This window comes from Labrys sp. F242 (genome assembly GCF_057813875.1).
In genome coordinates, this window is record NZ_JBVASG010000001.1 from 1,033,840 (window position 1) to 1,060,594 (window position 26,755).

The following is a 26,755-nucleotide window of genomic DNA, read 5'->3' on the forward strand; positions in this document are numbered from 1 at the left end:
GGGTGGGTCAAGTTGCTTTGCCGCCGCACGGATCAATCGGCAAGGTTCCCTTGCCTGCCGCAAACCTTGCCCAACAGGAGATCGAGATCGCGGAAGCGGCCCGTCGAAACCCACACGGTTTCAGACGTCACAGGGCTGCGTCGTTTCGGGCCGATGGTGAAGTTCAAGGAGCGGCTGTGCTCGAGAACGCAGAAGGTCGCGGGGGCGATGGCGATCGTCAGCTCGGAATCCGGCCGGGCGCTTCCGCCCGGCCGGTCCGATAACTCGAACCGGTTGCCGATCTGGATGATGGCGAGCAGGTCAGCCGTGGGCAAGGGGAGCGTCCCGATCGTCGGCGTAACGCTCGCCACGACGCCAGTGCCTTTCGGATCCTGCCGGAAATTGACATGCGAGATGATAGCCTTGCCCTGATAGAGCCCCGCCGGCACGTCGGCGGCGGTCACAGTGAAGGCAGCGATGCGCTCGGACATTTTTTGAGCATTCAGCGCCGCCTGAAGTTTCAGGACCTCGCCCCGCGCATCCTGGTCGTCGGTGATGATCTTCGTCTCCAGCAATTCACTGCGGTTCATCACGTGAATGTTCTTGTTGTCGGCGAGCTGGAGCAGCCCGTTGATACGTGGATCAATTCCCATCTCGGCGAAATAGCGGGCGGCCTGGTCATATTGCGCCGGTGTCGTCTTTACCTTGATCCGGTTGACCGACAGAATCTCTCGCCGGATGACGCGCCCGTTCAGAGTGGTCTGGCGCCAGCGTGTCAGAGTCCGCGAGCTGGCGAATTGATGAACACCGACCGGGCTGACCCAAAAGACGTGACGTGCAACTCCTCCGGCCAGCGCGAACACACAGGCCGAATTGCAAAAGGCTCCCGCATTGTTGGCGAAGCCGCGACGGCCCTTCATCATGGTGTCGGAGCATTTCCTCTCTTCTGGCGTACAGGGAGCCAGCATGGTCCGGCCGACCGTGACCTCCAGGCCTGCCCGACGAATCAGGCGGCCGATGGCGTATCCGGCTGTAACGTCTCCGCCAGGCGAGGTGAGGATGAAGGGCAGCTTCCTGCCGCCACTGGCTTTCAGAACCTTGCGCAGCAGCGCCGGCGTCGCGGCGGTGATATCACCGTCGGCGGAAATCCATTCGGCGCAATTGGGTTCACAATCGACGGCGGCGCTGCGCACGATGAGAATGCGCATCGCGGAGCTCTTCGGGCGTGCTCCAGCCTCTGTTTGGCCGGCTTGCGATGGCATGGTTCCAAAGAGAACGGTCAGGCAAAGAGCAGATACAAAGAGCGCCGCTCGTTTCATGGAACCTTCCGATCAAGCCCCGTCCGATGAAGAATATCGTGCGTTCCTGGATTTTCATCACAATTCTGCAGCAATGGCGCTGCAGTTCGGTGTACAAGTCCTGACAAGGGCGCCGGCAAGAAATGTCGGCGCGATACTTTGCTCGTTCGACAGCATTGTGATGGTGCAGGTCTTTCGTCCGGCAGGTGAAGCGGGTAAGTAAAATCTGATGAAACGGTGCGCGTTCTTGCATCGGGAGTAGAAGATGGCAGTGGGCTGGAAGAGTCTGGCGGGAATAGTGGGAGCCGCGAGCGTCGTCAGCGTCGGTACGCTCTACAGCGTGCTGGTGCGCGAGCCTGCCCGGCCGCCGTCGCCGCTGGTCGGCGATGCCAAGCCGGCAGTTACCGCCAATCCCCCCGCCGACAAGATGCAGAAGCCCGCGCTGACCGGCGAAGCCGTCAAGCCGGAGTCGGCCAGGACTGCGGGAAGCAATACCGAAGTGGCGAAAACCGAAGCCGCGAAGGTTCCAGCAACTGGCAACGAGACAGCCAAGTCCGATCCTGGCAAGCCCGATTCTGGCAAGCCCGATTCTGGAAAGACGGAGGCGGCTCAGCCGGGGCCCGTCAAAACTGAAGCCGCCAAACCCCAGCCTCCCAAGCCCGAGGCGCCGAAACCGGATGCGGCCAAAGGACAGACCGCCCCGACCTTCGACATTGCCCGCATCGAGCCGGCCGGCAGCGCGGTGATTGCAGGGCGAGCCGCGTCCGGCGCCACGGTGGAACTGCTGCGCAATGGCAACCCCTATGCCCGCGTCGTTGCCGACATCAACGGTACCTGGGCGATCACGCCGCCCGCTTTGCCGAAGGGCCCCTGCGAACTGACCCTGCGCACCACATCGCCCGACGGGCGGGTGACCTTGTCCGAGCAAACCCTCTCTGTCCGCGTTCCTGAAAAGCCGGGCGAAGAGGTGGTGGTCGTGCTCAACTCGCCCGACCAGCCCTCCAAGGTATTGACCGACGCGGCGCCGCCGACGAGCAAGCCAACCGAGCAGCCGGCAGCGCCATCTCCGGCAGGTGCAACCGCGTCTGTCGAGGCGGACAAGGGATCTTCACGAGCCAATGTTTCGATCCGGACCGTCGAGGCGGACGAGATGGGTCGTTTCTTCGTGACGGGTCGGGCGGAGCCGGGGGCCGCCTTGCGCATCTATCTCAACGATACGCTGGTGACCGGCGTGACGGCGGCCAAGGACGGCACCTTCGGCATGACGATCGAGAAGGGCATGCAGCCGGGCAATTACCGGGTTCGCGTCGACGATGTCGCGGCTGCCAACGGGCAGGTGCTGACACGGGCCGAAGTCCCGTTCGCCATGGTCGACAAGGCACCCTCGGCCTCGGCTCCGGCCGTGGTGGCGGCGATCGCCACGCCGTCGCGTTCAGGCTCCACCCGTGGCGGCCAGCCCGCTGCAACGCCGCCGCAAGCGGCGACCACGCCCTCTACCGCGGTGCCCGGCGCCGCCACACCGGCCCCGGGTGACAAGACGCAGCCAGCGGCGGCTTCCGCGCCGGCCCAAGGCGCCTCTCCGGCCATCGAGCCCGGCACGCAGGGGGCGGGAACCACGGGAGCCGCCTCGTCGCCGGCACAGGCGGAGGCCGTGCCGCCGGCCTCCGGCAATACCGTGGTGCCACGATCCGCCACGACGCCATCCGCCTCCAACCCCGCGACCCCCGCGACGGCACCGGTGCAGACGAGCGAGGCCAAGCCGGCCCAGCCGTCGCCACCCCCCTCTGTGGCCGTGATCCCCGAGATCCGCACCACGACGATCCTCCAGGGCGACAATCTCTGGCGGATTTCGCGCAAGGTCTATGGCCAGGGCATCCGCTATACCTGGATCTATGACGCCAATACCGATCAGATCCGCAATCCCAATCTGATCTATCCGGGCCAGATCTTCGTCATGCCGGATAAGAAAACGCCTTGAGCCGAGTGGGATGCGGGCCTTGTACGAGGCCTGGCGCAGCGAGATTTCATCGCAAGACGCTTGCGGTCATGCCGCTGCAGACCTAACTACGCAGCGTCATTGCCAGAAAACTCCTGATGCCGGCGATCTTCCGCTCGCCGGTCGAAAGCCCGTTCATGCCATCCGCCGACCCTTCCACCGCTCCCAAGCGCATCAGCGCCGACCAGGGTGCCTTTCTCCAGACGATGAAGCATTTGTGGCCCTATATGTGGCCACAAGATCGTGCGGATCTGCGCATGCGGGTGATATGGGCCTTCGTGCTCTTGCTGCTGACCAAGCTCATCACCCTGGTCGTACCCTACACGCTCAAATGGGCGACCGATGGGCTGGCCGCCGTCGGCGGCGACCGCGAGCTTACGGGCCATACCTTGGCGGTGATGCTGGCCGGCGTGCCGCTCACCATGCTGGTGGCCTATGGCGCGGCGCGCATCCTGATGACGGCGATCTCGCAGTGGAAGGACGGCCTGTTCGCTGCCGTGTTCATGTATGCCGTGCGGCGGCTGGCGATCGAGACCTTCGAGCACATCCACAATCTCAGCCTGCGCTATCATCTCGAGCGCAAGACCGGCGGCTTGTCGCGGGTGATCGACCGCGGGCGTACCGGCATCGAGAATATCGTCCGCTTCGCCACCATCAACATACTGCCGACCATCGTTGAGCTGACGCTCTACCTGATCATGCTGCTGCTGCAGTTCGACTGGCGATACGCGCTGATCGTGCTCGCCACGACGGCCTTCTATGTCTGGTTCACCATCAAGGCGACCGAATGGCGCATCTCGATCCGCCGCGAGATGAACGATTCCGACACGGACGCCAACCAGAAGGCGATCGACAGCCTGCTCAACTACGAGACGGTCAAGTATTTCTCCAACGAGGAGCGCGAACTCGCCCGTTACGATCGCGCGATGGCTTCCTACGAGCAGTCGGCGATCCGGACCTATATCACCCTGACCTGGCTCAATATCGGCCAGGGCATCATCTTCATGGCGGGTATGCTGGGCTCGCTGCTGCTGGCCGGCCTGGGCGTCTACCACGGCGTCAATACCGTCGGCGACATCGCCCTGCTCAACGTGATGTGGCTGCAGTTGGCAACCCCCTTGAACTTCCTCGGCTTTGCCTATCGCGAGATCAAGCAGGGCATCACCGACATCGAGACCATGTTCGAGCTGCTCGACAAGGATACCGAGGTCAAGGACCGGCCGGGCGCAGCGCCGCTCGAGGTGCGCGAGGGCCGCGTGACCTTCGAGAATGTGGTGTTCAACTATGATCCCGACCGCCCGATCCTGCAGGGGCTTTCCTTCGACGTGCCGGCAGGCCGCACGGTGGCGATCGTCGGTCCCTCGGGCGCCGGCAAGTCGACGATCTCGCGACTGTTGTTCCGCTTCTATGACGTCAATGGCGGGCGCGTGCTGATCGACGGGCAGGACGTGCGCGACGTAACCCAGAAATCGCTGCGCGCCGCCATCGGCATGGTGCCGCAGGACACGGTGCTGTTCAACGATACCATCCGCTACAATGTCCGCTATGGTCGCTGGGATGCGACCGATGCGGAGGTTGAGGAGGCGGCCCGCCTTGCCCAGATCGACACCTTCATCCGGCGCATGCCCAAGGGCTACGAAACGGAAGTCGGTGAGCGCGGCCTCAAATTGTCGGGCGGGGAGAAGCAGCGCGTCGCCATTGCCCGCACCATCTTGAAGGGGCCGCCGGTGCTGGTGCTCGACGAGGCGACCTCGGCGCTCGATAGCTACACTGAAATGGAGATCCAGGCTGCGCTCGAGCGCATCTCGGAGAACCGCACCACGCTGGTGATCGCTCATCGTCTCTCGACGGTGGTGAATGCCGACGAGATCATCGTGCTCGACAAGGGCGTGATCGTCGAGCGCGGCAATCATGAGGAGTTGCTGGCTCACGGTGGCGTCTATGCCGGCATGTGGAACCGCCAGCGCGAGGCCGACGAGGCCCGCGAGAAGCTTCAGCGCACCCAGGACGATGCGTCGCCAACTGCCGATTATCGGGACGTCCTGGCGGGGTGATCAGGGGAGATTATGTCAATGGCCGAAGATGATGAGAATGCCATCCTCCGGAATTAAGAGCGCAATGTCGGAATAGTTGCTGGTCGAGTAGAAGGCGCCCGCACTCGTGTAGGAGTATTTTTCAGCTTTTATGTTGAATTCAGACGAGTATTGGAGACATTCACTTGATTGCGCCAAGTTTGCGGCGACGATGCCCATGTCATAAATATCTGTTATTATTGGAGTTTTTTGCCATGGCTGCCATCTGAGGTGATCGTCGTGGTCGTATGCAGAGGCATTCAATTTATTCAGGGAATACAGTACACCTTCACTCTTCAGCAGTTTGATCTGAAAACCTAAATCCAGGGCGAAGACGGCTGTTGCGCAGCTCCCCCATTTTGTTCGGAAGCTCAGTGTAGAGCCAACCTGAACTTCTTTGGGAAGCAGATGACGCAGTCGGTCGGGATGGTCCATGCACGCCGTCACGATCGACGCTGCGGCCAACACGCTGGCTAGTCTCTTGAAGGGCTGCAAGGCCGAGCTCCGAGGATTGATGTTCTGGCCTGTGTCCTATAGCTGCCAGTTGCAGCCAATATGGAGGGGGCGTGGAAAGCCGCTTTGGGGATGTGGATTCACGGGGAGGTTAAGGCTGCGGGGTCTCTGACGGCCTCAGTTCAGCCCCGGTTCATCTTGTACGCTGCTTACTCGCCCCGGCTGGGTGTTAGTCTTGCGTAACAGGAACCCTCTTCATGTCGACCCGACGTCGTTTTCTCGCTGGAGCTGCCGCCGCCGGCGCCACCATGCTTGCCGCTCCGGCGTTGGCGCAGAACCTGATCGAATGGCGGATGGCGACGGCCTGGCCGAAGGGGTTGCCGGGAGCGGGCACGGGAGCCCAGCGCCTGGCCGACCGGATCGGCGTGCTCACCCAGGGCCAGCTCACCATCAAGCTCTACGCGGCCGGCGAACTGGTGCCGGGTGACCAGAACATGGCGGCCGTGATGTCGGGCGATGTGGAGATGTCGCACGACATGTCGGCCTATTATCTGTCCAAGTCTCCTGCCTTCGCCTTTTTCTCTGCCATTCCCTTCGGCCTGATCGCCCAGGAATTCGATGCCTGGCTCTATGCCGGCGGGGGCAGGGCGCTCTGGGATGAACTGGGCGGGCAATTCGGCATCAAGGCCTTTGCGGCCGGCAATACCGGCGCGCGCCTCGGCGGCTGGTTCCGCCGGGAGATCAACAGTGTCGCCGATCTCAAGGGCCTGCGTTTCCGCATCGGCGGCCTGGCCGGCCAGGCTCTCGCCAAGCTCGGCGTTCAGCAGGTGCTGATGCCGGGCTCGCAGATCCTGCCCAAGCTCCAGGCCGAGGAACTGGATGCGGCCGAGTTCATGGGGCCAGTCAACGATCTCAGCTTCGGTTTCCACAATGCCGCCAAGTTCTGCTACTGGCCGGGCTTCCAGGAGCCCTGCGCCGCTCTGCAACTCCAGATCAACCGCGCGAAATACGATGAATTGCCGGCAACTCACAAAGTGGCGATCGAAGTCGCCTGTGCCGAGGAGAATACTCGCTCGCTGGCTGAATATGGCGCCCGGGCGCCGGCCGCGATCGCCCAGGCGGTAACGCAGCAAGGCGTTGTTCTCAAGCAATTCCCCGACGAGGTGTTTCAGGCCTTCGGCACGGCCAGCGGTCAGGTGTTGAGTGAAATCATCGAAAATGGCGACGAGTTCATGCGCCGTCTCGCCGCCTCCTATTTCGGCTTTCGCCAGCAGACCTTGCTCTGGACCCGGATCGGCGACCAGGGCTATGCCAATATGCGCCTGCTCGCCTACGACTATCCCAAAGGCAGTTGATCGCGTCTTTGTTCGCCGGGTGGGGGCTCTGATCTGGCCGGTTTTGTGTGCCTTCCGGATTGGGTCGCGGGAGATGGAGCGGCGGTTTGCCTCGTAGCGTTGGTTTTTACCATTTGTATACGATTGATGTGACGTAAAGTTATTTTTACGCCCTATGGCAGCGCGATTTCCAGGTTTTCGATAAGCGTTCTGTAGAAAAACATCTGCCGATTACATGCGAATGAAAATATGTGCCATTTAGTGTGAATTACGTGCCTAAGCATACGGGTAATGTTCAAACTTCAGCGCATGTCGTACCGGAACAGTTTATTCGATCGATACGATTGATTACGTAATTAACCGTTTGTTCATGATGATATACGGTGATGGGTTGATCGGAAGAGGTCGTTTGGCGTAAGGTTCACCTCCGGGGCGGCGCCCCCGTATCGGGGTTTAGTGGGGGCGCTGGTCTATGGCGTGGGGCGATCGACAGGCGATGAGGGGGCTCAGCAGGCTCGAACGCCTGATGCCGGCGCGGCAGCGTCTGGCCAAGGGGCTGGCCTTGTCGGTGGCCGTTATGGCGCTCATTGCCGGGGCGAAGCCCCAGCCCGCCGCAGCTTTCAAGCTTTTCGGCTATAATTTCTTCGGATCGGACGAGAAGCCGGTTTCGCCCGACGCCCAGACCTACAAGATCGAAGTGGTGATTGCGGGCGGGGACAAGGATATCAAGTCGGCGGTTGAGGGGGCGTCCTCTCTGTATAGCGGCAAGGACGAAACGCCGCCGCCGAGCACGCCTGCCTTCCTCTCCAAGGCGCGGACCGAATATGATCGTATCCTCGGTACGCTCTATGCCAATGCACGCTATGGCGCTTCGATCTCGATCCTGGTCAATGGGCGCAAGCTCGAAGAGATTCCCGTCGACGCCACCCTGCCTCACCCGGTCCCGGTGGTTGTAAACGTCAATCCCGGTCCCGTCTTCACCTTCGGCCGGATCCGGCTGGAAAACCGGGCGCCGCACAGCCCGATCGACGACATTCCCAAGACCAAGACGCCCGAGCGTCTCGGCCTCGAGCCGGGCCACCAGGCCAATTCGGACATCGTACTGTCGGCGGAGCAGGCGATGATCGATGCCTGGCGACGCCAGGGCTACCCCAAGGCCAAGGCCCTGCCACGCGTCATCACCGCCGACCACGTCAACAACAGGCTCGATGTCACGCTGGCGGTCGAGCCGGGGCGCCTGGCCCATTACGGGCGCATGACCGTCGATGGCACCAAGGACATGAATCCAGCCTTCGTGGCGCGTCAGACCGGCCTCCGGCCGGGCGACCAATACGATCCGGCCGAGATCGAACTCGCCAAGCGGCGCCTGCAGCGCCTGCAGGTGTTCTCGACCACCAGCATCGTCGAGGGCGACGCGATTGCGGCCGACAGCACCATGCCGCTGATGATCACCGTGTCGGAGCGCCCATTGCATGTCTTCGGTGCCGGTGCCGAATATTCCACCACCGACGGCATCGGCCTCAACGGTTATTGGGAGCACCGCAATCTGTTCGGCGAAGCCGAGCGCCTGCGTTTCGATGCGACCGTGGCGGGCGTCGATTCCACCGATCCGACCAAGTTCACCTATTCGGGCGGCGTCACCTTCGTGAAGCCGGGGATCTTCGATCCGTTTACGGATCTTACCGCGCAATTGCTGGCCAAGCGCGAGGTTTACGATCCCTATTCGCAGAACACCTTCCGTGCGCGCATCGGGCTTGCCCACGAATTCTCGGAGCGATTGACCGGCAAGATCGCGCTGAACGGCGAATATGACCAGGTCGAAGACTTTTACGGCAAGCGCAATCTCCTGCTGTTCAGCCTGCCCGGTGAACTCGCCTATGACACCACCGACGACAAGCTCGAGCCCACGCGCGGCTATCGCCTGAAGGGCACGCTCGAGCCGTTCTACGAGGCCAAGTTCGGCAATTTCGGCGCGATGACCCGTATCGACGGCTCGGCTTATTTCTCCTTCGACGCGATGGGACGCTATGTCCTGGCTGGCCGGGTTGCGGTCGGCTCCATCGTCGGGGCGCCCGCCAACGAATTGCCAGGCGATCGCATGTTCTATGCCGGCGGTGGCGGCTCGGTGCGCGGATATAATTTCCGCAGCCTCGGTCCCAAGCTCGACAATGGCTTCGTGGTGGGCGGCCGCTCTTTGCTGGAGGGCTCGCTCGAAATGCGCATCAAGGTGACCGACAGCATCGGCATCGTCCCCTTCGTCGACGCAGGCAGCGCCTTCTCTACCTCCTATCCCTCCTTCGACGAGGACATGAAGATCGGCGCAGGCGTCGGTTTGCGCTATTATACCAGTCTCGGGGCGATCCGGGTGGACATCGCCCGGGGCCTCACACCCGTGAAGGGCTTCGTCATCGAGGATGGCAAGGTCAAGAAGAAGAACACGCCGCCTTTCGCCCTCTATATCGGATTGGGAGAGAGCTTCTGATGCGGCGCCGGATCATTCTCTTAACGGCCGTCGCAGTCGTGGCCGTGCCCCTCGGCCTCAGGGAACTTGCGCCGGCGCGGGCTGATGACGCCAGCGAGAAGTCCTGGTTCATCACCTATGTCGAGGACACCATCTCGACGCCCGACCAGAAGATCTCGCTCGGCCAGATCGATGGCGCCCTGTCGTCTGATGTGAAAATCTCTTCCATCACCATCGCCGATCGGCAGGGCGTGTGGCTGACCATCAAGGACGCCCATCTGGTCTGGAGCCGGCTCGCCCTGATGAGCAAGAAGCTCGATGTCGACCTTCTGGAGGCGGGTTCGATCGAGATCACCCGCAAGCCCAATCCGCCTCAGGGAGTGCAGCCGGCCGCGGGCGAGGGTGGTTTCTCCCTGCCCGAGCTACCGGTTTCGGTGAAGCTCGGCAAGCTTGCCGTACCCGTGGTCAAGATCTCGGCGGCACTGGCGGGCGAGGACACGGTGTTCGACGTTGCTGGCAATGCCCTGCTGGCAGACGGCAAGCTGCATTCGGAATTGCTGATTAAGCGGACGCAGCCCGCCGGTGGCGATCTCACTTTCACCACCGACTTCGACAATGCGACCAAGCAATTGGGTCTCAATCTTTCGCTGCAGGAACCGCATGGCGGCTTCCTGACCAGCATGCTGAAAGTACCGGGCTCGCCGCCGCTCGGCTTCACCATCGTCGGTTCGGGACCCCTGGACAATTTCGCTGCCGACATCGCTCTCTCGGCCGATGGCAACAAGCTGTTCGGCGGCAAGGCCATGCTGGCGCAGGGGACCGATGGCGTCACCTTCAAGGCCGATCTCGGCGGCAATCTGGAGCGGCTGGTCGATCCCGCCTATGCCGATTTCGTCCGTGGCCAGTCGGCCATTTCGGTCGAGGGCGGGCAGGTGGCCGGCGGGGGCTATGCGCTCAAGCATGCCACCATCAAATCCGGCGTACTCGACCTCGCTTTGTCGGGCGCCCTCTCGGCCGATGCTTTTCCGACCAACCTCAAGCTCGACGGCAAGTTCGGTGCCGAGGATGGCCACGACATCCTGCTGCCGGGCGGCAACGCCCGCATCAAGGGCATGACGCTGGCGGCCCAGTTCGGTGACGGCGGCTGGACGGCGAATTTCGATCTGCAGAAGCTGGCGGCCGGCACGGTCGCCGCCGAGAGCGCCACCATCAAGGCCGGCGGTGATGCCTGGAACCTCGCCGATCCGCAAAAGCGCAGCCTCACCTTCAAGGTGGATGGACGCGGCGACAAGCTCAGTTCCTCCGATCCGGGTCTGGCCAAGGCGCTCGGCAGCAGCCTCGGCCTCACCGCCGCCGGCAAATGGCAGGCGGGGCAGCCGGTGGTCGTCGATGGCGTGCGCCTGGCAGCGAATGCTTTCCAGGCCGGCTTCACCGGCATCGTCGGCGCCAAGATGAGCGGCATCTACTCGCTGGCCACGCCCGATATCTCGGTCTTCTCCGGTCTGGCGGGACGCGAATTGCGCGGCAAGGCAGACCTGACCGCGAAGGGTGACGTCGCGGTGGCAGGCGGCGGTCTCGCCTTGACCGTCGAGGGCAAGGCCAGTGACATCGTGCTCGGGGATCCGCGCCTGGATGCCGTCCTCAAGGGGGCAACCAGCCTCAAGGGCGGCGTCCGGCGCGATACCGAAGGACTGCATTTCGACAAGATCACCCTCGTCAACCAGCAGTTCAACGCCTCGGCGGATGGGCTCTATGGTGCCAAGGCGATGGACTTCAAGGCCACCGCGAACCTGTCCGATATCAAGCTGGTGACGGACCGTGCCTCCGGTGCCGTCGAGGTCAATGCCAGCCTGAAGGGCAGCGCCGAAAAACCCGATGTCGTCGCCGATCTCATCGCGCCCAGGCTGGTGCTTCAGGGCAAGCCCTTCACCGATGGCAAAGCCAATTTCACCGGCAGCGTTGCCGGTGCCGCCGTCAATGGCGTGTTTTCGCTCGCCGGCCAGCTCGACCGCATGCCGGTGAAGGCGGGGGCGACGATATCAACCCTGCCGGATGGCACACATCAGATCAACGGCCTGAATGTCGGAGCCGGCGCGGCCCAGCTCGCCGGCGACCTTGCCGTGACCCCGAACGGGCGCGCCAGCGGCCAGCTCAACGCCGCGATCCCGGATATGGCGGCGATCGCGCCGCTTCTGCTCGTCAAGGCATCGGGATCGCTCACCGCCAATATCGGGCTCTCGGTCGATGGCACCAAGCAGAACGCCGCGATCAAGGCACAGGCCAAGGCGCTCAAGGTCGAAGCCAATAGCATCGGCTCCGCGACGGTCGACTTGACTGGCCGCGACCTCACAGGTGTGCCGGCACTCTCGGGCACCGTCAACGCGTCGAATGTTCAGGCCGGCTCCTTCATCCTCAATCAGTTGCAGGCCACCGCCAAGTCAGAAGGCGAGAATGCGACCGCCTTCCAGCTCCAGGGCACGATGCCTCGCGGCAAACTGGCCCTGTCGGGTGCGGTGAAGCCAGCCGGGGATGGACTTGACGCCAGGCTCGATACGCTCAACGTCTCGCAGGAGGGCATCTCAGCCTCCCTCCAGTCTCCCGTCACCATCGCCAGCCGCAAGAGCGGGGTCTCGATCCCCAGGGCCGTGCTGCGGATCGGGCAGGGTGGTGTCGTCTCTATCGACGGCAAGGTTGGCGAGACCCTGGCGATGAACGTCGTCGTCGGTCAATTGCCGTTGTCGCTCGCCAATATCGCCTCCCCGGGCCTCGGTGCCACCGGCACGCTGTCGGCCAATGTGAAACTCTCCGGCAAACCGGCCGACCCGGTGGCGGAGTTCGACGTGAAGGGCGCCGGCCTCGGCGTCGCCGCCACCAAGGGCTTCGGCATTCCGGCTTTGCAGCTTGCCGCCAATGGCCGCTATGCGGGCAAGGCCGTCACCATCGGCAATGCCAGCCTGACGGGAGCCGGAGGTCTGTCGGTCACGGCGCGCGGCCGTGTCCCTTTGCAGGGAGCAGGCCTCTCCGTCGACGTGCAGGCCTCGGCGCCGCTCGCTCTGGCCAATGGCGCCTTGCGTGACCGTGGCGGCCGCGTGACCGGCACGCTTACCCTCAATGCCAAGGCCGGCGGATCGATCTCGGCGCCATCAGTATCAGGCCAGGCGGTGATCGCCGGCGGCACGGTGACCGATCCCGAGACCGGCATGAAGCTGACGGGAATCGGCAGCACCATCCGCTTCGACCGCGACCGGGCAACCATTGCCCAGTTCAGTGCCACCACCCAAGGCGGCGGCAGCATCGGCGTCAGCGGTTCGGTCGGGTTGAAGCCCGATTTCGCCGCTGACCTGAAGATCACCACGCGCAACGCCAAGCTCACCGACGGCAATCTGGCGACGGCAATCGTCTCCAGCGACATCACGATACGCGGGCCCTTGATGGCCAGGCCGGTTATCGGTGGCCGTATCGATATCCAGCGGGCCGAGATCACCATTCCCGAACGCTTTGCCGCCAATGCCGCCATGCTCGGTGTCAAGCATCTCAAGCCGCCGCGTGAGGTGGCCCGGACCCTCGCAAAGGCGAAGGACACCGCTGCGGCTGGCAAGCCCAAGAAGGGCAAAGCCAGTTCCGGCCCCAATGTGGTGCTCGATCTCACCATCGACGCGCCGGCCCGCATCTTCGTGCGCGGTCGCGGCATTGATGCCGAACTCGGCGGCCAGATGGCGCTGAAGGGCTCGGTCGCCAACATCGCGCCGGTGGGCTTCCTGGAGATGCGGCGCGGTTCGCTCGACGTCATCGGCCAGCACATCGTGTTCGACAGCGGCAAGGTGACCCTTGTCGGCGATCTCGATCCCAACATCGATTTCGCCGCGTCCACCCGTAACAGCGCGATCACCGTGACGGTACGCGTGACCGGACGCGCCTCCGATCCGCAGATCATACTCTCCTCGGTGCCCCAGTTGCCGCAGGACGAGGTGATGGCCCGGTTCCTGTTCGGTCGCAGCATCCAGGACCTGTCGCCGCTGCAGCTCGCCCAGCTTGCCACCGCCGTGGCCCAGCTCGCTGGCGGTCCTTCCGGCCCCGGCCTGCTCGACAAGATCCGCAAGTCGACCGGGCTCGACAATCTCGGCGTGGTCACCGATTCCAGCGGCAACGCGGCCGTGCAGGCCGGCACCTATATCGGCGACAAGATCTATCTCGGCGTAACCTCAGGCGTGGGCGGCCAGACAGACGCCACCATCAATCTCGACGTCACCAAGAACCTCAAACTGCGCGGCCAGGCCGGCACCGACGGTTCCAAGGGCGGCATCTACTACGAACGCGAATATTAAGGCCGGTATTTGCTTTGGGATTCGTCCGTCAATAAACGGATCGAATTGGCCCGACCTTTGTCATTGCCGGGCTTGACCCGGCAATCCACGGCCCCTCCAGACGTTGAAGACGGGAGGCGCGGGACGCCCGGATCAAGCCCGGGCATGACAAAGGCAGCGTTTTAGTTGTTTCCAGCCAATGCCTCAGCGACCACCCGATACCCGCAGGATCGAGCCGGTGACGTAGCTCGAGGCTTCGGACAACAGATAAAGTGTCGCGTCGGCGATCTCCTCGGCTGAGCCGATGCGCTGCATGGGAATGCTTGGCCTGATGCGTTCCACACGTCCGGCGTCGCCCGTACTGCGGGCATGGATCTCGGTATCGACCATGCCGGGCTGGATGGCGTTGACACGCACGCCCTCATTGGCGAGCTCGCGGGCAAGGCCATAGGTCAAGCCGTCGATCGCCGCCTTGGACGCGGCATACCAGACATATTCGCCGGGCGAGCCCAAGGTGGCTGCGGCGGATGACATGTTGACGATGGCCCCGCCCAATCCGCCCAGCCGGGTCGAAAGCCGCCTGGCGGCCTCGCGCGCCACCAGGATGGCGCCGGTGACGTTGAGATCGATGGTTTCGCGGATTATGGATGGATCGGTTTCGGCGAGCTTGCCGGACTTGCCGGTAATGCCGGCATTGTTGACGAGGTGGGTCAACCTGCCGAAATCGTCGATGGCGGCAAACAAGGCCGCGATGTCATCTTGCCTGGCCATGTCGCCGGCGAGGACGAGAACCCGCGCCCCGGCATGACGGGCGGCCCGCGCCACGGCCTCGGCAGCTTCATGGTCGCTGCGATAGTTGATGATGAGGTCGTAGCCTGCTGCGGCGGCCTTGAGTGAGACTGCGGCCCCGATGCCGCGGCTTCCGCCGGTGACGAGGAGGAGAGGGCGCATCGACATGGAGAACTCCCGGCTGTGATCTGCCTTGGCTGGCTGAGGGAATGGAGGCGCTCTGATTGCTCAGAGAGCGAAGACGCCCCCAGGTTCGATGGGAACGGCCTCGCGGATGACCCAATCGGCGATCCCCTCGATGTCGTCGAGGTCGAAGCGCTGCATCGGGAAGGGGCCGGGCGCGTCGGTGGCGATGGCGCGAATGTAAGGGTCGGCCGGATAGATGTAGTCCTTGTCGGTCGCGGTGCGGTGCACCTCGATCTTGGGATGCGGATCGCGCTTGAAGCCCTCGACGATGACGAGGTCGACTGGCGTCAGGCGCTTGAGCAGTTCGCCGAGCGAGGGTTCGGGCGCCCCGCGCAGCTCATGCATCAGAGCGAAGCGATGAGCCGAGGCGACCAGCACTTCCTGCGCCCCCGATTCGCGGTGGATGTAGGAATCCTTGCCCGGCTTGTCGACATCGAAGGCGTGGTGGGCATGCTTGATAGTCGACACCGTCAGGCCTCGACGGCGCAAGGCCGGGATCAAGGCGGCGATCAAAGTCGTCTTGCCGGCGCCGCTCCAGCCCGACAGGCCCATCAGCCGCATCATGGCGTGGGCGCCTTGCGGATATGGTGGGCGGTGAAGCCGGGCTCCTCGCTGCGGCCTTCATAGATGTCACCGGTCTCGCGCATGAGATTGGGCAGGTCGATCGCCGCCATCGGATCGGTGCATTCGAGGATGAGACGGTCGCCGGGAGCAAGGCGTGCCAGTTCCTTTTGCGCGCGCAGCACCGGCAGCGGGCATTTGAGACCGCGCAGGTCGATGCGCGAGGCCGGGTTGCTGCGCAAGGCCGGATTGCTGTGCAAGGCTTGGTCGGCGGCCGGTGGCGAGGGCGGAAGAGCGGACATATCTATCGCTGTAGCGAGCCGGAGGCCGCCATTCAACCATTGTGCGTCGTCGCGGCGCATCCGTCGCACCGGTGCGGCATGGCCCGGAGAGGAGCCCAGCCCGGAATGAGGGACGAATGTATCCGAGACTTGCGGGGAATGGCACGGACATGGAATATCGAGGCGGCGGCGCGTCGCTCTGTTGCCTTCCCTGGTCCTAGAGCAAAGCGCTTTCAAGACTGAACGCTTGTTTGCTCTAACTTATTGTTTCGAAGCGTCTTTGCGATCCTTGGTGATAGCGTCTAATTGCAAAACGCTTTAGAAAACCGCAGGGGCAGTGACTTTGAACGAGGACATCAAGAAAGCTGATGGCGCCGTCATGGGGGTGATCCTCGCCGGCGGCTTGTCGCGGCGCATGGGCGGCGGTGACAAGGGACTGTCCTTTCTGGGCGGGCAAACGATCCTCGAGCGCATCGCTGGCCGCCTGCGTCCTCAGGTCGATGCGCTTTTTCTCAACGCCAATGGCGATGCCGGGCGCTTTGAAACGCTGGGCCTCCCCATCCTGCCGGACGGCGTGCCGGATTTCCCGGGACCCCTGGCCGGCGTGCTCGCCGGTCTCGATCATGCGGCGCAGGCCGGTTTTGCCGAGGTGATCGCGGTGCCCTGCGACGCGCCCTTCCTGCCTGAAGACCTGGTGGCAAGATTGCGTGCCGGTACGCAGACGGGGAGAGGTGCCGTCGCGGTCTCCGCCGGCCGGCGTCACCCGACCGCGGCGCTCTGGCCCGTTCATCTGCGTGCCGCTCTGCGGCAGGCCCTGGTGGAGGAAGATCAGCGCCGGGTCGAGACCATTCTGCGGCGGCACGATTTTACGGAGGTGGTATGGTCGGCGGCCCCCTTCGACCCCTTTGCCAATGTCAATGATCCCGACGGCATGGTGGAGGCGCAGGCTCTTCTTGCCCGTTTTCCGGCTGCCTGATCACCGACCTTGTCTGGCGCCGTACCAGTGCCCCCATCTGGCCTTAATTTCACGCCGGTGATAGAAGCGCGGCAATTGTCAGAGCGTTTTGCGATTTATTGGGTTCACCAGGAGTCGCAAATCCGCTTAGGAGTGACCACCATTTCGACCAAGGCCCAGAATTCAGTGCCTGCCATACCCTTGCTGCGGCGCCTGTTCTCCGACGAGGGGAGCAAGCATACCCGCGCCTATGGCCTGGCGATCGCGGCCGGCGCCATCGAAGCCTCGATGGGCGGTCTGGTGGCGTGGCTGATCGGCCCCGTCATCCGCGCCATGTGGGACAAGCAGAGCATGGGGCAGATCGCCGGCTTTGCCTTGATGGTCGTTGCGGTCTTCCTGGTTCGCGGTGCGGCCGCCTATACCAAGGACACCGTGCTCGCCCGTATCGGCAATTCCATCATCGCCAGCGTGCAGCAGCGGCTGTTCAACCATGTCGTCCAGCAGGACATGGCCTATTTTACCGCGCGCCATTCCACCGAGATGGTGACCTCGAATAGCTTCATCGCCAATTGCTCGCGCATCGCCTCCAATTTGCTGGTCACCTCCGTTTCCAACGTTCTTCAGGTCGCGGCCCTGATCGCCGTGATGATCATCCGCGATCCCTTGCTGGCCCTGTCCGCCATTGTGGTGATGCCGCCGGCGGTGCTCGGCATCCGCTACATCACCAAGCGCATCAAGCGCGTGGTGACCCGGCAATATCAGAGCACTGCCCGCATCACCGGCATCATCCAGGAGACCTCGCAGGGCATCCGGGTGGTCAAGTCCTTCGGCATGGAAGAGGCGATGCGCGAGCGCATGGCGGCCGGGGTCGCCGAAGCGCAATCGGCTGCCAACAAGATGGCCGGCCTTGGCAACCGGACCGGCCCGATCATGGAGACCATGGCCGGCTTTGCCGTTGCGGCCGTGATCGTCTATGGCGGTTGGCGCATCACCGCCGGCCAGCTTACCGTCGACGAGTTGATTTCCTTCCTTTTCGCCTTCCTCACTGCCTATGCCCCGTCCAAGGCCCTGGCCCGTGTGAATGTCGATCTGAACGCGGCCGTCACCGGCGTCAGCATGTTCTACGATATCGTCGATGAGCCGGCCCGCGAAGGGCCGATCGAGGAGGCCAAGCCGGCTTTCGTCAACAAGGGTGGCCACATCGTCTTCGACCGTGTGAATTTCGGCTACAAGCCGGACGAGCCGGTCCTGCAGGATCTCTCCTTGATTGCGGAAGTCGGCAAGACCACGGCCCTGGTCGGGCCGTCGGGTAGCGGCAAGTCGACCGTGCTCAACCTGATCCTGCGTTTCTACGAACCGGGCTCCGGGACGATCCGCATCGATGAGCAGAATATCGCGTCGGTTTCCGTCGCCAGTCTGCGCAGCGCCATGGCCTATGTCGGGCAGGACGTGTTCCTGTTCGCCGGAACCATCCGGGAGAACATCGCCTTCGGCCGGCCAGGCGCGTCACAGGAGGCGATCGAGGCCGCCGCCAAAGCAGCCCATGCCCATGATTTCATCGTGGATTTCGACCGAGAATACGACACCGAGGTCGGTGAGCGCGGCCTGCAGCTCTCCGGCGGCCAGCGCGCCCGCATCGCGATTGCGCGCGCCATTCTGCGCGATGCCTCGGTCATCCTCCTGGACGAAGCCACTGCCGCGCTCGACTCCCAGTCCGAGCAGGCCGTCCAGAACGCTCTGGACGATCTCTGCGCTGGCCGTACCGTCGTGGTGATCGCCCACAGGCTGCAGACCGTCCAGGAGGCGGACAAGATCTGCGTGATCGACGGCGGTCGGTTGGTCGAGGAGGGCAGCCATGAAGAGCTGCTCGCCAAAGGGGGGCGCTATGCCGCCCTCCATGCCGTGCAGTTCCGCGAAGAGCCTCAGCTCTCGCCTGTTTTGGAAGGTTTTGCTTCGTGAAGTCCGTTGCCCTTTTCGATCTCGATGGCACTCTGGTCGATGCCGATCACCTGCATTACGAGGCCTGGCGCGAGATGGTGGCGCCACATGGCATCGAACTCTCCCTCGATACCTATGTCTCCGAGATCATGGGCCAGCCCAACAGCCTGCTCGCCAGGAACTTCCTGAAGGATCTGGACGAGGATGTCGCCCTCAAGCTCGTCGACGACAAGGAGGCGATGTTTCGCAGCCTCTTCGTCGGGCTCAAGCCGGCAAAGGGGCTGACGGATTTTCTCGACTGGCTCGAAAAGAACGGCGTGCCGATCGGTGTGGTCACCAATGCGCCGCGGGACAATGCGGAGCATCAACTCGTCAATCTGGGCCTGGTGGAGCGCTTCCCTACCGTGGTGATCGGCGCCGAGGTTACCAATCCCAAGCCCCATCCGGACCCTTATCTCGTTGGCCTGGAACGCCTGCAGGGAATGGCTGCTTCCAGCCTGGCCTTCGAGGATTCACGTTCGGGTATCACGGCCGGCAAGGCAGCCGGCCTTGCCGTGATCGGTCTTGCTACCAGCATGAGCGAGGAGGCACTGCTGGCTGTGGGCGTGGAACTGGCGATTCCCGATTATGAGGATCCGCGCCTTCGGCCCTTCGCAGCGGCCCGGCTCGGCATCGCTTGATGGCAGGCAGATAAACCTCTTCAGTTTTGCGCCTTGTCGGCCGTGGGCGATCTCCGCCACGAAACGGGCTTTCCCTTGCCTCGGGAAAGCGCTAACACGGGAATCGTCTCATGGGGTGCCCGCAAGGGCTGAGAAGACGGTGGCCGCAAGCTTCGTCTAACCCATCGAACCTGATCCGGGTCGTGCCGGCGGAGGGATGAGCTTCGAAGCTTTCAGCTTCACCGCAATTTTCTTCACCGCCGTCGTCCGTATCGAACCGTTTTCGACATGGAGGACGCTATGCTGAGGAAACTGCTCGCCGCTCTCGCACTGGCCACCGTTGCCACGACGGCCTCGGCCGAGGACAAGCCGGTGCTCACCGTCTACACCTATGAGAGCTTTTCGAGCGAATACGGTCCCGGCAAGCCGCTGCAAACCGCCTTCGAGGCCAAGTGCAACTGCAAACTGACCTATGTCACCGCCGATGACGGCGGCGCTCTCTTCGCCAAGCTCAAGCTTGAAGGCGCCTCGACCAAGGCGGATGTTGTCGTCGGTCTCGACGACAATCTGATGGGAGAGGCGGAAAAGTCCGGTCTTTTCGTGCCGCATGGCGTGGCAGCCGAGAAGCTCTCTCTGCCCGAACCTTGGACCAACAAGACCTTCATTCCCTATGACTGGGGCTATTTCGCCTTCGTTTATGACAGCGACAAGCTCAAGACCCCGCCGGCCAGCCTGAAGGAACTGGTCGACGACAAGAACGGCCCCAAGCTGGTGATCGAGGATCCGCGCACCTCCACGCCGGGCCTCGGCCTGCTCGCCTGGGTCAGGGCCGTCTATGGCGACAAGGCCCCCGAGGCCTGGAGGTCGCTGAAGCCGCGCATCGTCACCGTCACCTCGGGCTGGTCGGAAGCCTATGGCCTGTTCCTGAAGGGGGAGGCCGACATGGTGCTCTCCTATTCGACCTCGCCCGCTTATCACATCGGCGCCGAGAAGAAGACCAATTACAAGGCCGCGATGTTCCCGGAAGGCCATCAGACCCAGGTCGAAGTCGCCGGGGTGGTTGCGAGTTCCAAGCAACAGGAGCTCGGGCGTCAATTCCTCACCTTCCTGCTCTCGGACGAGGCCCAGGCTGCGTTGCCCGAGACCAATTGGATGTATCCGGCCAAGACGCCGGCGGCAGGACTTCCGGAGAGCTTCAAGGCCGTTGCCGTTCCGGCCAAGGCCCTGATGGCCGATCCCGCCAAGCTCGCCGAGAATCGTAAGGCCTGGATCGACGAATGGCTGGCCGCCATGGCCAAGTGACGAACGAGAGACGAATGAAGCTGACAGTGGCTCCGAAACGCCGAGCCTCCACCCTCCCCCTCCAGGGGAGGATAAACGCGCTCCATCCTGAATGCCCGGCCTGATTCTCCTTGGCGCCCTTGCCGCGCTCGTGCTCGCAGCGCTCGCCAGCCTGTTCCTCGCGGCTGGCGGCGATGCCTGGCAGGGCAATGTCGGCTATCTCGTCTCGATTGCCGGCTTCACTGTCTATCAGGCGCTGCTCTCCACCTTGCTGTCGTTGTCGTTCGGGGCGTTGGTTGCCCTGGCGCTGGCCCGGCGGCAATTCCCAGGGCACCGCCTGCTGCTGGCTCTGTTCGGCGTCGCGGCCGCGCTGCCTTCGATCGTGGCCGTGTTCGCCTTTGCCGGCATCTATGGCCGGGCCGGCATCGTCAACGCCGTGCTGGGGGCCATCGGCCTGCCGGGCATCTCGCTCTACGGGCTTACCGGCATTCTGATGGTGCATGTCTTCTTCAACGGAGCCTTCGCGAGCCGGGTGTTCCTCGCGGCACTGGAGACCGTGCCGGGGGAGCATTGGCGGCTGGCGGCCTCGCTCGGCCTGCCGCCTTCAACCATTTTTCGCCGTATCGACTGGCCAGTGCTGCAGCGGGACCTGCCGGCGCTGGCCCTCCTGATCTTCATCGCCTGCGCAACCTCTTTCGCCATTCCCCTCACGCTCGGAGGAGGCCCCGGCAGCGCCACTTTCGAGGTTGCGATCTACCAGGCCATCCATTCCGATGCCGATTTCGCCAGGGCCGCCGTGCTGGCCTTGCTGCAGATTGCTGCCATGGCAGTGCTGGTGACGCTTGCGGCGCCCCTGCTGGTGCGTCCTCCCGAAGCCGCCAGCCTCGGGCGCAAATTGGAGCGGCCCGATCGGGAAGCAGGCTGGCTGCGGCTGGCGGATACGGTGGTCATCGGCCTCGCTTTGCTTTTGCTGCTGCCTCCCTTGCTGGCCGTCCTCCATGCCGGCCGCACGCTGCTGGCAGGGATTGACCCGCAGGTACCCCGGGCTCTGGCGACCAGCCTGGTGGTCGCATTGGCGGCTGCCTCGCTGTCGCTGGCGGCCGCCCTCCTGCTGTCGCGCTCGCGCCTGGCCCTGATGGGGCAGGGCTGGCCGCGCCTTGCCAGGCTGATGACGGCGGCTCCCCTGCTCACGCTGGCCGCACCGCCACTGGCCTTCGCCGCCGGCCTCTACGTGATCGCCCGGGCTTTGGGCGTCACCGACTTCGTGGCCATGCCGGCTCTCGTGCTGGTCAACGCGATGATGGCGCTGCCCTTCGTGCACCGGCTCGTCGATCCGCCCATGGCCCTGGCGCAGGAGCGTTACGGCCGACTGGCCGACAATCTCGGCCTGACTGGCTGGACCCGGCTGCGTCTGGTCGAATGGCCGTTGCTGGCACCCTCCGCAACGGCGGGATTCGCCCTAGCCATGGCGCTGTCGCTCGGTGATCTCGGTGTCGTGGCCTTGTTCGGCTCGCAGAGTCTGGTGACGCTGCCGGCCTTGCTCTACGCCAAGCTCGGTTCCTATCGTGTCGCCGAGGCCGATGGCATCGCCGCGCTGCTCGCCGGGCTGGTGCTGGTCCTGTTTCTGGTGGCTGGGCGGTTTGGAGGCCGATATGCTCGTCGTGGATAGTCTCACCATCACCATCGACGACTGGACCGGGCGCTACGACCTCACCGTTTCCCGGGGCGCGCTGGCGGCCATGGTCGGTCCATCCGGCGGCGGCAAGTCCACCTTGCTCCACGCCATTGCCGGTTTTGAGAAGCCGGAGAGCGGCCGATTGAGCTTCGATGGTGTCGATCTCCTGCCTCTGAAGCCGGCCGACAGGCCCGTGGCCATCGTCTTCCAGGACCATAATCTCCTGCCCAATCTCACCGCCCTGCAGAACGCCGGCCTGGCCTTGTCGCCATCCCTGAGGCTCTCCGCGGCCAATCGTCAGGCCATCTCGGCGATGCTCGATCATGTCGGCCTGGGCGGCATGGAAGCGCGGCTGCCTTCCGAGCTCTCCGGCGGCCAGCGCCAGCGCGTGGCGCTCGCACGCGCCATGCTGACCACGCGCCCGCTGCTGCTGCTCGACGAGCCGTTGACGGGGCTTGATCCCGCCATGCGCGCCGACATGGTCGATCTCATCGACACGCTGCGCCGGGAAAAGAACCTGACCGTACTGATGACGACGCATACGCCCGAGGACGTCGACGGCAGAGCCGATAAGGTCATCACGGTGGCGGATGGACGGGTGGTGGGCTGAGGCAAAGCCTGGAGCGCGGACTTCTCAGCGTCATGCGGGCATGTCGCGATAGCCGCTCTTCCTTTCTTCCAAAGCACGACGTTTCCAAGAGCGGACTGGAAGTCCGCGCTCCGAGGTCTAAGCTGATCGCTTGCAAGCAGAAGGAATCGCCCGGATGGACGCCAGTGAACTCGCCCGATTGATCGCCCAGGGGCGAGGCACCGAGCCGGCTGACCTGGTGATCAAGAATGTGCGCCTGCTCGACCTCGTCAGCGGCGATCTGACCGAGACCGACATCGCCATCGGCGGGGACCGCATCGTCGGGACCTATGCCAGCTATCGCGGCCGGCGCGAGATCGATGGGCGGGGGCTCGTGGCCGTGCCCGGATTCATCGATACGCATCTGCATGTCGAATCCTCGCTGGTCACGCCAGCCGAGTTCGATCGCTGCGTGCTCCGCCATGGCGTGACCACCGCCATCTGCGACCCGCACGAGATCTCCAATGTTGTCGGTGTCGAGGGCATCCGCTACTTCCTGGAAGCCGCCGGCCATACGGCCCTGGATCTGCGCGTCCAGCTTTCGAGCTGCGTGCCCTCGACCCATCTGGAGACCGCCGGTGCGAGGCTCGAGGCCGCGGACCTCGAGCCGTTCATGAACCACCCTTGCGTGATCGGCCTGGCCGAATTCATGAATTTTCCGGGGGTGATCAACGCCGATCCCGCTTGCCTCGCCAAGCTTCTGCCGTTCCAGGACGGCCACATCGATGGTCACGCCCCGCTGCTGTCAGGCACCGATCTCAACGCTTATCTCGCCGCTCGCATCCGCACCGACCATGAGACGACGACGGCCAGGGAGGGCCGGGAGAAGCTCGCCAAGGGCATGACGCTGCTGATCCGCGAGGGCTCTGTCTCCAAGGATCTGCACGCTCTTGCGGAACTGATCACCATCCGTAATTCGCCCTATCTCGCTTTCTGCACCGACGACCGCAATCCTCTCGACATTGCCGAAGAGGGCCATCTCGATTTCATGATCCGCACCGCCATCGCCCTCGGTGCCGAGCCGCTCGCGGTCTATCGCACCGCCACCCTGTCGGCGGCCATGGCCTTCGGGCTCAAGGATCGCGGCGTGATCGCGCCGGGCAAGCGGGCCGACATCGTGCTCATCGAGGATCTCGATCATTGCGCTGTACGACAGGTGATCAGTGCGGGCCGGCTGGTGGAGGACGGCCTGTTCGAGGGACGGACCCGAATTGCGCCGGTGGGTCTAGGCTCTATTAGAGCACCCTGTGTCTCGGCCGCCGATTTCCGTGTGGCGGCGAGCGGACCGACGGGGCCGGTGATGGGAGTGGCGCCCGGCAAGATCATCACCGAGCATCTGCGGCTGACCCTGCCCTATCAGAATGGTTATCGCGACATCGACCTCGACCAGGATGTGGTGAAGGTGGCCGTGGTCGAGCGGCACGGCGTCAATGGCAATATCGGGCGTGGCTTCGTCAAGGGTTTCGGCCTGAAGCGGGGGGCGATCGCTTCTTCAGTGGGGCACGATTCGCACAATATCTGCGTCGTCGGCGCCGACGACGCGGACATGGCGCTGGCGGTCAACCATCTCGGTGAGATCGGCGGCGGCTTCGCAGTAGCCCAGGATGGCGTCATCCTGGCCGAATTGGCACTGCCGGTAGCGGGATTGATGAGCCTGCTCACCTTCGAGGAGGTGCGTGATCGCCTGATCCCTCTGCGCGCGGCCGCCAAATCCCTCGGCGTCACCCTGGCCGAGCCCTTCCTGCAGGTTGCGTTCCTGCCCCTGCCGGTAATTCCCCATCTCAAGATCACCGACATGGGCATGGTCGACGTCGATCGCTTCGAGCTGATCACCGCTTGAGTCACGCTTCCCGCTGTACTGGAAAAGCGCCGTACTCCGGGCTCTTATGCAGGGATCCGGAATCATTTTCCGACTATGGCTCGGACCCGATTTCTGAATCGGGTCCGAGCCATAGGTTATTGTTGTCGCATCATTTTTGCCGAAAACAGGTGTCCACTTTTCGGCACGATACTCAGAGTGCTCGCGATGAAACTGCTCGTCGTCTACTGCCATCCGTGTTCGGAAAGCTTTGGCGCCTCCATTCGGGATACGGCGCTGCAAACGCTGAAAAGGGCGGGGCATGAGGTGCGACTGATCGACCTGTACGCCCTGAATTTCGACCCGGTCATGAGCGCGGAGGAGCGGCGCGGCTACCACGAACGTGGAAGCAACGAGGCGCCCGTGGCTGAGCACCTGGCACACCTTCGCTGGTGCGAGGGCCTGATCTTCATCTACCCCACCTGGTGGTACGGACCGCCCGCCATGCTCAAGGGCTGGCTCGAGCGGGTCTGGGTGCCGCATGCCACTTTCACCATGCCCGAAAATGGCAAGGCGATCGGGCCGGTGCTAACACAGATCCGCTTGCTGGCGGTTATCTCCACGTTGGGATCGCCCTGGTGGTGGTGGACGTTGTTCATGAAGGCGCCAGGCCGAAACATTCTTCTGCGTGGCTTGCGGGCACTTTGCGCGCCGCGCTGCCGCACCTTGTGGCTGGCCTTGCACCGCCTGGACGAAGCCAGTGAAACGCAACGTCGTCATTTTCTTGCGAAAGTCGAGAAGAAGATGGCGGCCCTCAAGAATTGAGAACCCCCGAGGCGCAATATCCGCGGGTATCTGGAGCAAGTTCGATCAGTTCTCGATACAGGGAAGTTTGGCGCTGATGCCATCCTCGTGAGCCGAATTGCCGAACGCCTCCGCCGACGGCCACAAAAGGCCGAGTTTTGCCGAATTTATGCGAGATGTACGGGTATTGTCATGCTTCGGACTTGACTTAGGCACCAGCCTATTGTCTCAACGCGCCGTCTCAAACGGGGTTCTTGCATGAGTATCGCCTTCACGTTTCCCGGCCAGGGAAGCCAAAGCGTGGGTATGGGCAAGGCGCTAGCCGATGCCTTTCCCGTCGCCCGCGCCGTCTTCGACGAGATCGACGCTGCGCTTGGCCAGAAGCTGACGGCCGTGATCTGGGATGGCCCGGAGAACGACCTCACTCTTACCGAGAACGCCCAGCCGGCCCTGATGGCCGTCTCGCTGGCGGCTTTCCGCGTGCTACAGGACGAGGCCGGCCTCGACCTCAAGAAACATGCCAGCTTCGTCGCCGGCCATTCGCTCGGCGAATATTCGGCCCTGGCTGCCTCCGGTGCACTGACGATCGCCGATACGGCTCGGCTGCTGCGCATTCGTGGACGGGCGATGCAGGCTGCGACGCCGGTGGGTACTGGCGCCATGGCCGCTCTTCTCGGCCTCGACTATGAGCAGGCAGTTGCCGTCGCCGCCGAGGCGGCGCAGGGCGAAGTCTGCCAGGCCGCCAACGACAATGCACCGGGCCAGGTGGTCATCTCAGGCACCAAGGCAGCGGTGGAGCGCGCGCTGGAGATCGCCAAGGGCAAGGGTGCCAAGCGAGCCATCCTCCTGCCGGTTTCAGCGCCTTTCCATTGCGCCCTGATGCAGCCGGCCGCCGATGCCATGGCCGAAGCGCTCGAAAAGGTTGCCATCGCGGCCCCGGCCGTGCCCCTGGTCGCCAATGTCCTCGCCCAACCGATCGTGGATCCTTCCGAGATCCGCCGTCGTCTCGTCGAGCAGGTGACGGGAACGGTGCGCTGGCGCGAAAGCGTCGAATATCTCGCCGGAGCCGGTGTCACCAAGCTGGTGGAAGTCGGCTCCGGAAAGGTTCTGAGCGGGCTGGTCAGGCGCATAGCCTCCGGCGTAGAAGCGGTGAGCATTGGCACGCCGGACGATGTCGCGGCATTCGCGCCGACCTTGCGATGAAAGGGCCCGCGGCCACCCGTCCGACGGCAGGTGGCCATTTCGGGTGAGGATAAACAATAAAGGTGCGCCCGCAGCGACCGGCAGCACTCGATTGGGGATG

At 63.7% G+C, this 26,755-nt stretch carries 20 protein-coding genes and 1 riboswitch; of the genes, 15 read left to right on the forward strand and 5 right to left on the reverse strand.

What is annotated here, in order from left to right:
* Positions 1–32: 32 nt before the first annotated feature.
* Positions 33–842, reverse strand: coding sequence for a hypothetical protein (locus tag ACZYTC_RS04795; RefSeq protein ID WP_488989036.1), 810 nt, complete (start codon positions 840–842; stop codon positions 33–35).
* Positions 843–1,038: 196 nt separating this feature from the next.
* Between ACZYTC_RS04795 and ACZYTC_RS04800 the strand changes: the two genes are divergently transcribed.
* From ACZYTC_RS04800 to ACZYTC_RS04810, 3 genes are all read left to right on the forward strand, one after another.
* Positions 1,039–1,500 (forward strand): hypothetical protein, encoded by a 462-nt coding sequence (locus tag ACZYTC_RS04800; protein ID WP_488989037.1) that lies wholly within the window; start codon positions 1,039–1,041, stop codon positions 1,498–1,500.
* A 42-nt stretch (positions 1,501–1,542) separates the two neighbouring features.
* A complete protein-coding gene (locus ACZYTC_RS04805; RefSeq protein WP_488989038.1) occupies positions 1,543–3,255 on the forward strand; it encodes a LysM peptidoglycan-binding domain-containing protein in 1,713 nt (570 codons plus the stop codon).
* A gap of 116 nt (positions 3,256–3,371) precedes the next feature.
* Entirely contained in the window at positions 3,372–5,327 is a 1,956-nt protein-coding gene (locus ACZYTC_RS04810; RefSeq protein WP_488989039.1) for an ABCB family ABC transporter ATP-binding protein/permease, read from the forward strand.
* A gap of 15 nt (positions 5,328–5,342) precedes the next feature.
* Here the strand turns inward: ACZYTC_RS04810 and ACZYTC_RS04815 are convergent, their stop codons facing one another.
* The gene (locus ACZYTC_RS04815; protein ID WP_488989040.1) at positions 5,343–5,840 is read right to left on the reverse strand and encodes a hypothetical protein; all 498 of its coding nucleotides are present in this window, start codon (positions 5,838–5,840) and stop codon (positions 5,343–5,345) included.
* Between the two features lie 215 nt (positions 5,841–6,055).
* Between ACZYTC_RS04815 and ACZYTC_RS04820 the strand changes: the two genes are divergently transcribed.
* The 3 genes from ACZYTC_RS04820 (at position 6,056) to ACZYTC_RS04830 (ending at position 13,918) form a co-directional block, all read left to right on the forward strand.
* Positions 6,056–7,153 (forward strand): TRAP transporter substrate-binding protein, encoded by a 1,098-nt coding sequence (locus ACZYTC_RS04820; RefSeq protein WP_454814629.1) that lies wholly within the window; start codon positions 6,056–6,058, stop codon positions 7,151–7,153.
* Positions 7,154–7,628: 475 nt separating this feature from the next.
* Positions 7,629–9,614, forward strand: a complete 1,986-nt coding sequence (locus tag ACZYTC_RS04825; protein ID WP_434957143.1) for an autotransporter assembly complex protein TamA — start codon at positions 7,629–7,631, stop codon at positions 9,612–9,614.
* Positions 9,614–13,918, forward strand: a complete 4,305-nt coding sequence (locus ACZYTC_RS04830; protein ID WP_488989041.1) for a translocation/assembly module TamB domain-containing protein — start codon at positions 9,614–9,616, stop codon at positions 13,916–13,918. Before ACZYTC_RS04825 ends, ACZYTC_RS04830 begins: the two co-directional genes overlap by 1 nt.
* Positions 13,919–14,101: 183 nt before the next feature.
* Here ACZYTC_RS04830 and ACZYTC_RS04835 read toward each other — a convergent pair whose 3' ends face one another.
* The 3 genes from ACZYTC_RS04835 to ACZYTC_RS04845 are packed head-to-tail and all read right to left on the reverse strand — an operon-like array spanning position 14,102 to position 15,735.
* Positions 14,102–14,854: an SDR family oxidoreductase gene (locus tag ACZYTC_RS04835; protein ID WP_488989042.1), complete on the reverse strand. Its 753-nt coding sequence runs from the start codon at positions 14,852–14,854 to the stop codon at positions 14,102–14,104.
* 60 nt (positions 14,855–14,914) lie between these two features.
* Positions 14,915–15,433 (reverse strand): molybdopterin-guanine dinucleotide biosynthesis protein B, encoded by a 519-nt coding sequence (mobB, locus tag ACZYTC_RS04840; RefSeq protein WP_434959664.1) that lies wholly within the window; start codon positions 15,431–15,433, stop codon positions 14,915–14,917.
* Positions 15,433–15,735 (reverse strand): sulfurtransferase TusA family protein, encoded by a 303-nt coding sequence (locus ACZYTC_RS04845; RefSeq protein WP_488989043.1) that lies wholly within the window; start codon positions 15,733–15,735, stop codon positions 15,433–15,435. The genes mobB and ACZYTC_RS04845 overlap by 1 nt, the downstream gene beginning before the upstream one ends.
* Before the next feature lie 322 nt (positions 15,736–16,057).
* On the opposite strand from ACZYTC_RS04845, the gene mobA reads away from it, so the two are divergent.
* The 9 genes from mobA to fabD all read left to right on the forward strand — a co-directional run bounded on the left by mobA (position 16,058) and on the right by fabD (position 26,655).
* Positions 16,058–16,690 carry a molybdenum cofactor guanylyltransferase MobA gene (gene mobA / locus ACZYTC_RS04850; protein ID WP_488989044.1) on the forward strand — a complete coding sequence of 211 codons (633 nt, stop codon included), beginning with the start codon at positions 16,058–16,060 and terminating at the stop codon, positions 16,688–16,690.
* A gap of 132 nt (positions 16,691–16,822) precedes the next feature.
* Complete coding sequence (locus ACZYTC_RS04855) at positions 16,823–18,628, forward strand: ABC transporter ATP-binding protein (RefSeq protein WP_454814617.1); 1,806 nt, start codon at positions 16,823–16,825, stop codon at positions 18,626–18,628.
* A complete protein-coding gene (locus ACZYTC_RS04860) occupies positions 18,625–19,287 on the forward strand; it encodes an HAD family hydrolase (RefSeq protein ID WP_488989045.1) in 663 nt (220 codons plus the stop codon). Before ACZYTC_RS04855 ends, ACZYTC_RS04860 begins: the two co-directional genes overlap by 4 nt.
* Positions 19,288–19,388: 101 nt before the next feature.
* A riboswitch (TPP riboswitch) is annotated at positions 19,389–19,501 on the forward strand.
* Between the two features lie 65 nt (positions 19,502–19,566).
* Positions 19,567–20,568: a thiamine ABC transporter substrate binding subunit gene (thiB, locus tag ACZYTC_RS04865; protein ID WP_488989046.1), complete on the forward strand. Its 1,002-nt coding sequence runs from the start codon at positions 19,567–19,569 to the stop codon at positions 20,566–20,568.
* Positions 20,569–20,659: 91 nt separating this feature from the next.
* Positions 20,660–22,216: an ABC transporter permease subunit gene (locus tag ACZYTC_RS04870; protein WP_488989047.1), complete on the forward strand. Its 1,557-nt coding sequence runs from the start codon at positions 20,660–20,662 to the stop codon at positions 22,214–22,216.
* Positions 22,200–22,832, forward strand: coding sequence for a thiamine ABC transporter ATP-binding protein (locus tag ACZYTC_RS04875; protein WP_434957134.1), 633 nt, complete (start codon positions 22,200–22,202; stop codon positions 22,830–22,832). The genes ACZYTC_RS04870 and ACZYTC_RS04875 overlap by 17 nt, the downstream gene beginning before the upstream one ends.
* Positions 22,833–22,986: 154 nt before the next feature.
* Positions 22,987–24,690: an adenine deaminase gene (gene ade, locus ACZYTC_RS04880; RefSeq protein ID WP_488989048.1), complete on the forward strand. Its 1,704-nt coding sequence runs from the start codon at positions 22,987–22,989 to the stop codon at positions 24,688–24,690.
* Positions 24,691–24,876: 186 nt separating this feature from the next.
* On the forward strand, positions 24,877–25,473 hold the full coding sequence (locus ACZYTC_RS04885) for an NAD(P)H-dependent oxidoreductase (protein ID WP_434957132.1): 597 nt from the start codon (positions 24,877–24,879) through the stop codon (positions 25,471–25,473).
* 237 nt (positions 25,474–25,710) lie between these two features.
* Positions 25,711–26,655, forward strand: coding sequence for an ACP S-malonyltransferase (gene fabD, locus ACZYTC_RS04890; RefSeq protein WP_488989049.1), 945 nt, complete (start codon positions 25,711–25,713; stop codon positions 26,653–26,655).
* Positions 26,656–26,755 lie beyond the last annotated feature (100 nt).

Coding starts and splice junctions, on each gene's coding strand:
- ACZYTC_RS04800 (WP_488989037.1), top strand. CDS start 1,039: ATGAAGGGCAGCTTCCTGCCGCCACTGGCTTTCAGAACCTTGCGCAGC.
- ACZYTC_RS04805 (WP_488989038.1), top strand. CDS start 1,543: ATGGCAGTGGGCTGGAAGAGTCTGGCGGGAATAGTGGGAGCCGCGAGC.
- ACZYTC_RS04810 (WP_488989039.1), top strand. CDS start 3,372: ATGCCGGCGATCTTCCGCTCGCCGGTCGAAAGCCCGTTCATGCCATCC.
- ACZYTC_RS04820 (WP_454814629.1), top strand. CDS start 6,056: ATGTCGACCCGACGTCGTTTTCTCGCTGGAGCTGCCGCCGCCGGCGCC.
- ACZYTC_RS04825 (WP_434957143.1), top strand. CDS start 7,629: ATGAGGGGGCTCAGCAGGCTCGAACGCCTGATGCCGGCGCGGCAGCGT.
- ACZYTC_RS04830 (WP_488989041.1), top strand. CDS start 9,614: ATGCGGCGCCGGATCATTCTCTTAACGGCCGTCGCAGTCGTGGCCGTG.
- ACZYTC_RS04835 (WP_488989042.1), bottom strand. CDS start 14,854: ATGTCGATGCGCCCTCTCCTCCTCGTCACCGGCGGAAGCCGCGGCATC.
- mobB (WP_434959664.1), bottom strand. CDS start 15,433: ATGCGGCTGATGGGCCTGTCGGGCTGGAGCGGCGCCGGCAAGACGACT.
- ACZYTC_RS04845 (WP_488989043.1), bottom strand. CDS start 15,735: ATGTCCGCTCTTCCGCCCTCGCCACCGGCCGCCGACCAAGCCTTGCAC.
- thiB (WP_488989046.1), top strand. CDS start 19,567: ATGCTGAGGAAACTGCTCGCCGCTCTCGCACTGGCCACCGTTGCCACG.
- ACZYTC_RS04870 (WP_488989047.1), top strand. CDS start 20,660: ATGCCCGGCCTGATTCTCCTTGGCGCCCTTGCCGCGCTCGTGCTCGCA.
- ACZYTC_RS04875 (WP_434957134.1), top strand. CDS start 22,200: ATGCTCGTCGTGGATAGTCTCACCATCACCATCGACGACTGGACCGGG.
- ade (WP_488989048.1), top strand. CDS start 22,987: ATGGACGCCAGTGAACTCGCCCGATTGATCGCCCAGGGGCGAGGCACC.
- ACZYTC_RS04885 (WP_434957132.1), top strand. CDS start 24,877: ATGAAACTGCTCGTCGTCTACTGCCATCCGTGTTCGGAAAGCTTTGGC.
- fabD (WP_488989049.1), top strand. CDS start 25,711: ATGAGTATCGCCTTCACGTTTCCCGGCCAGGGAAGCCAAAGCGTGGGT.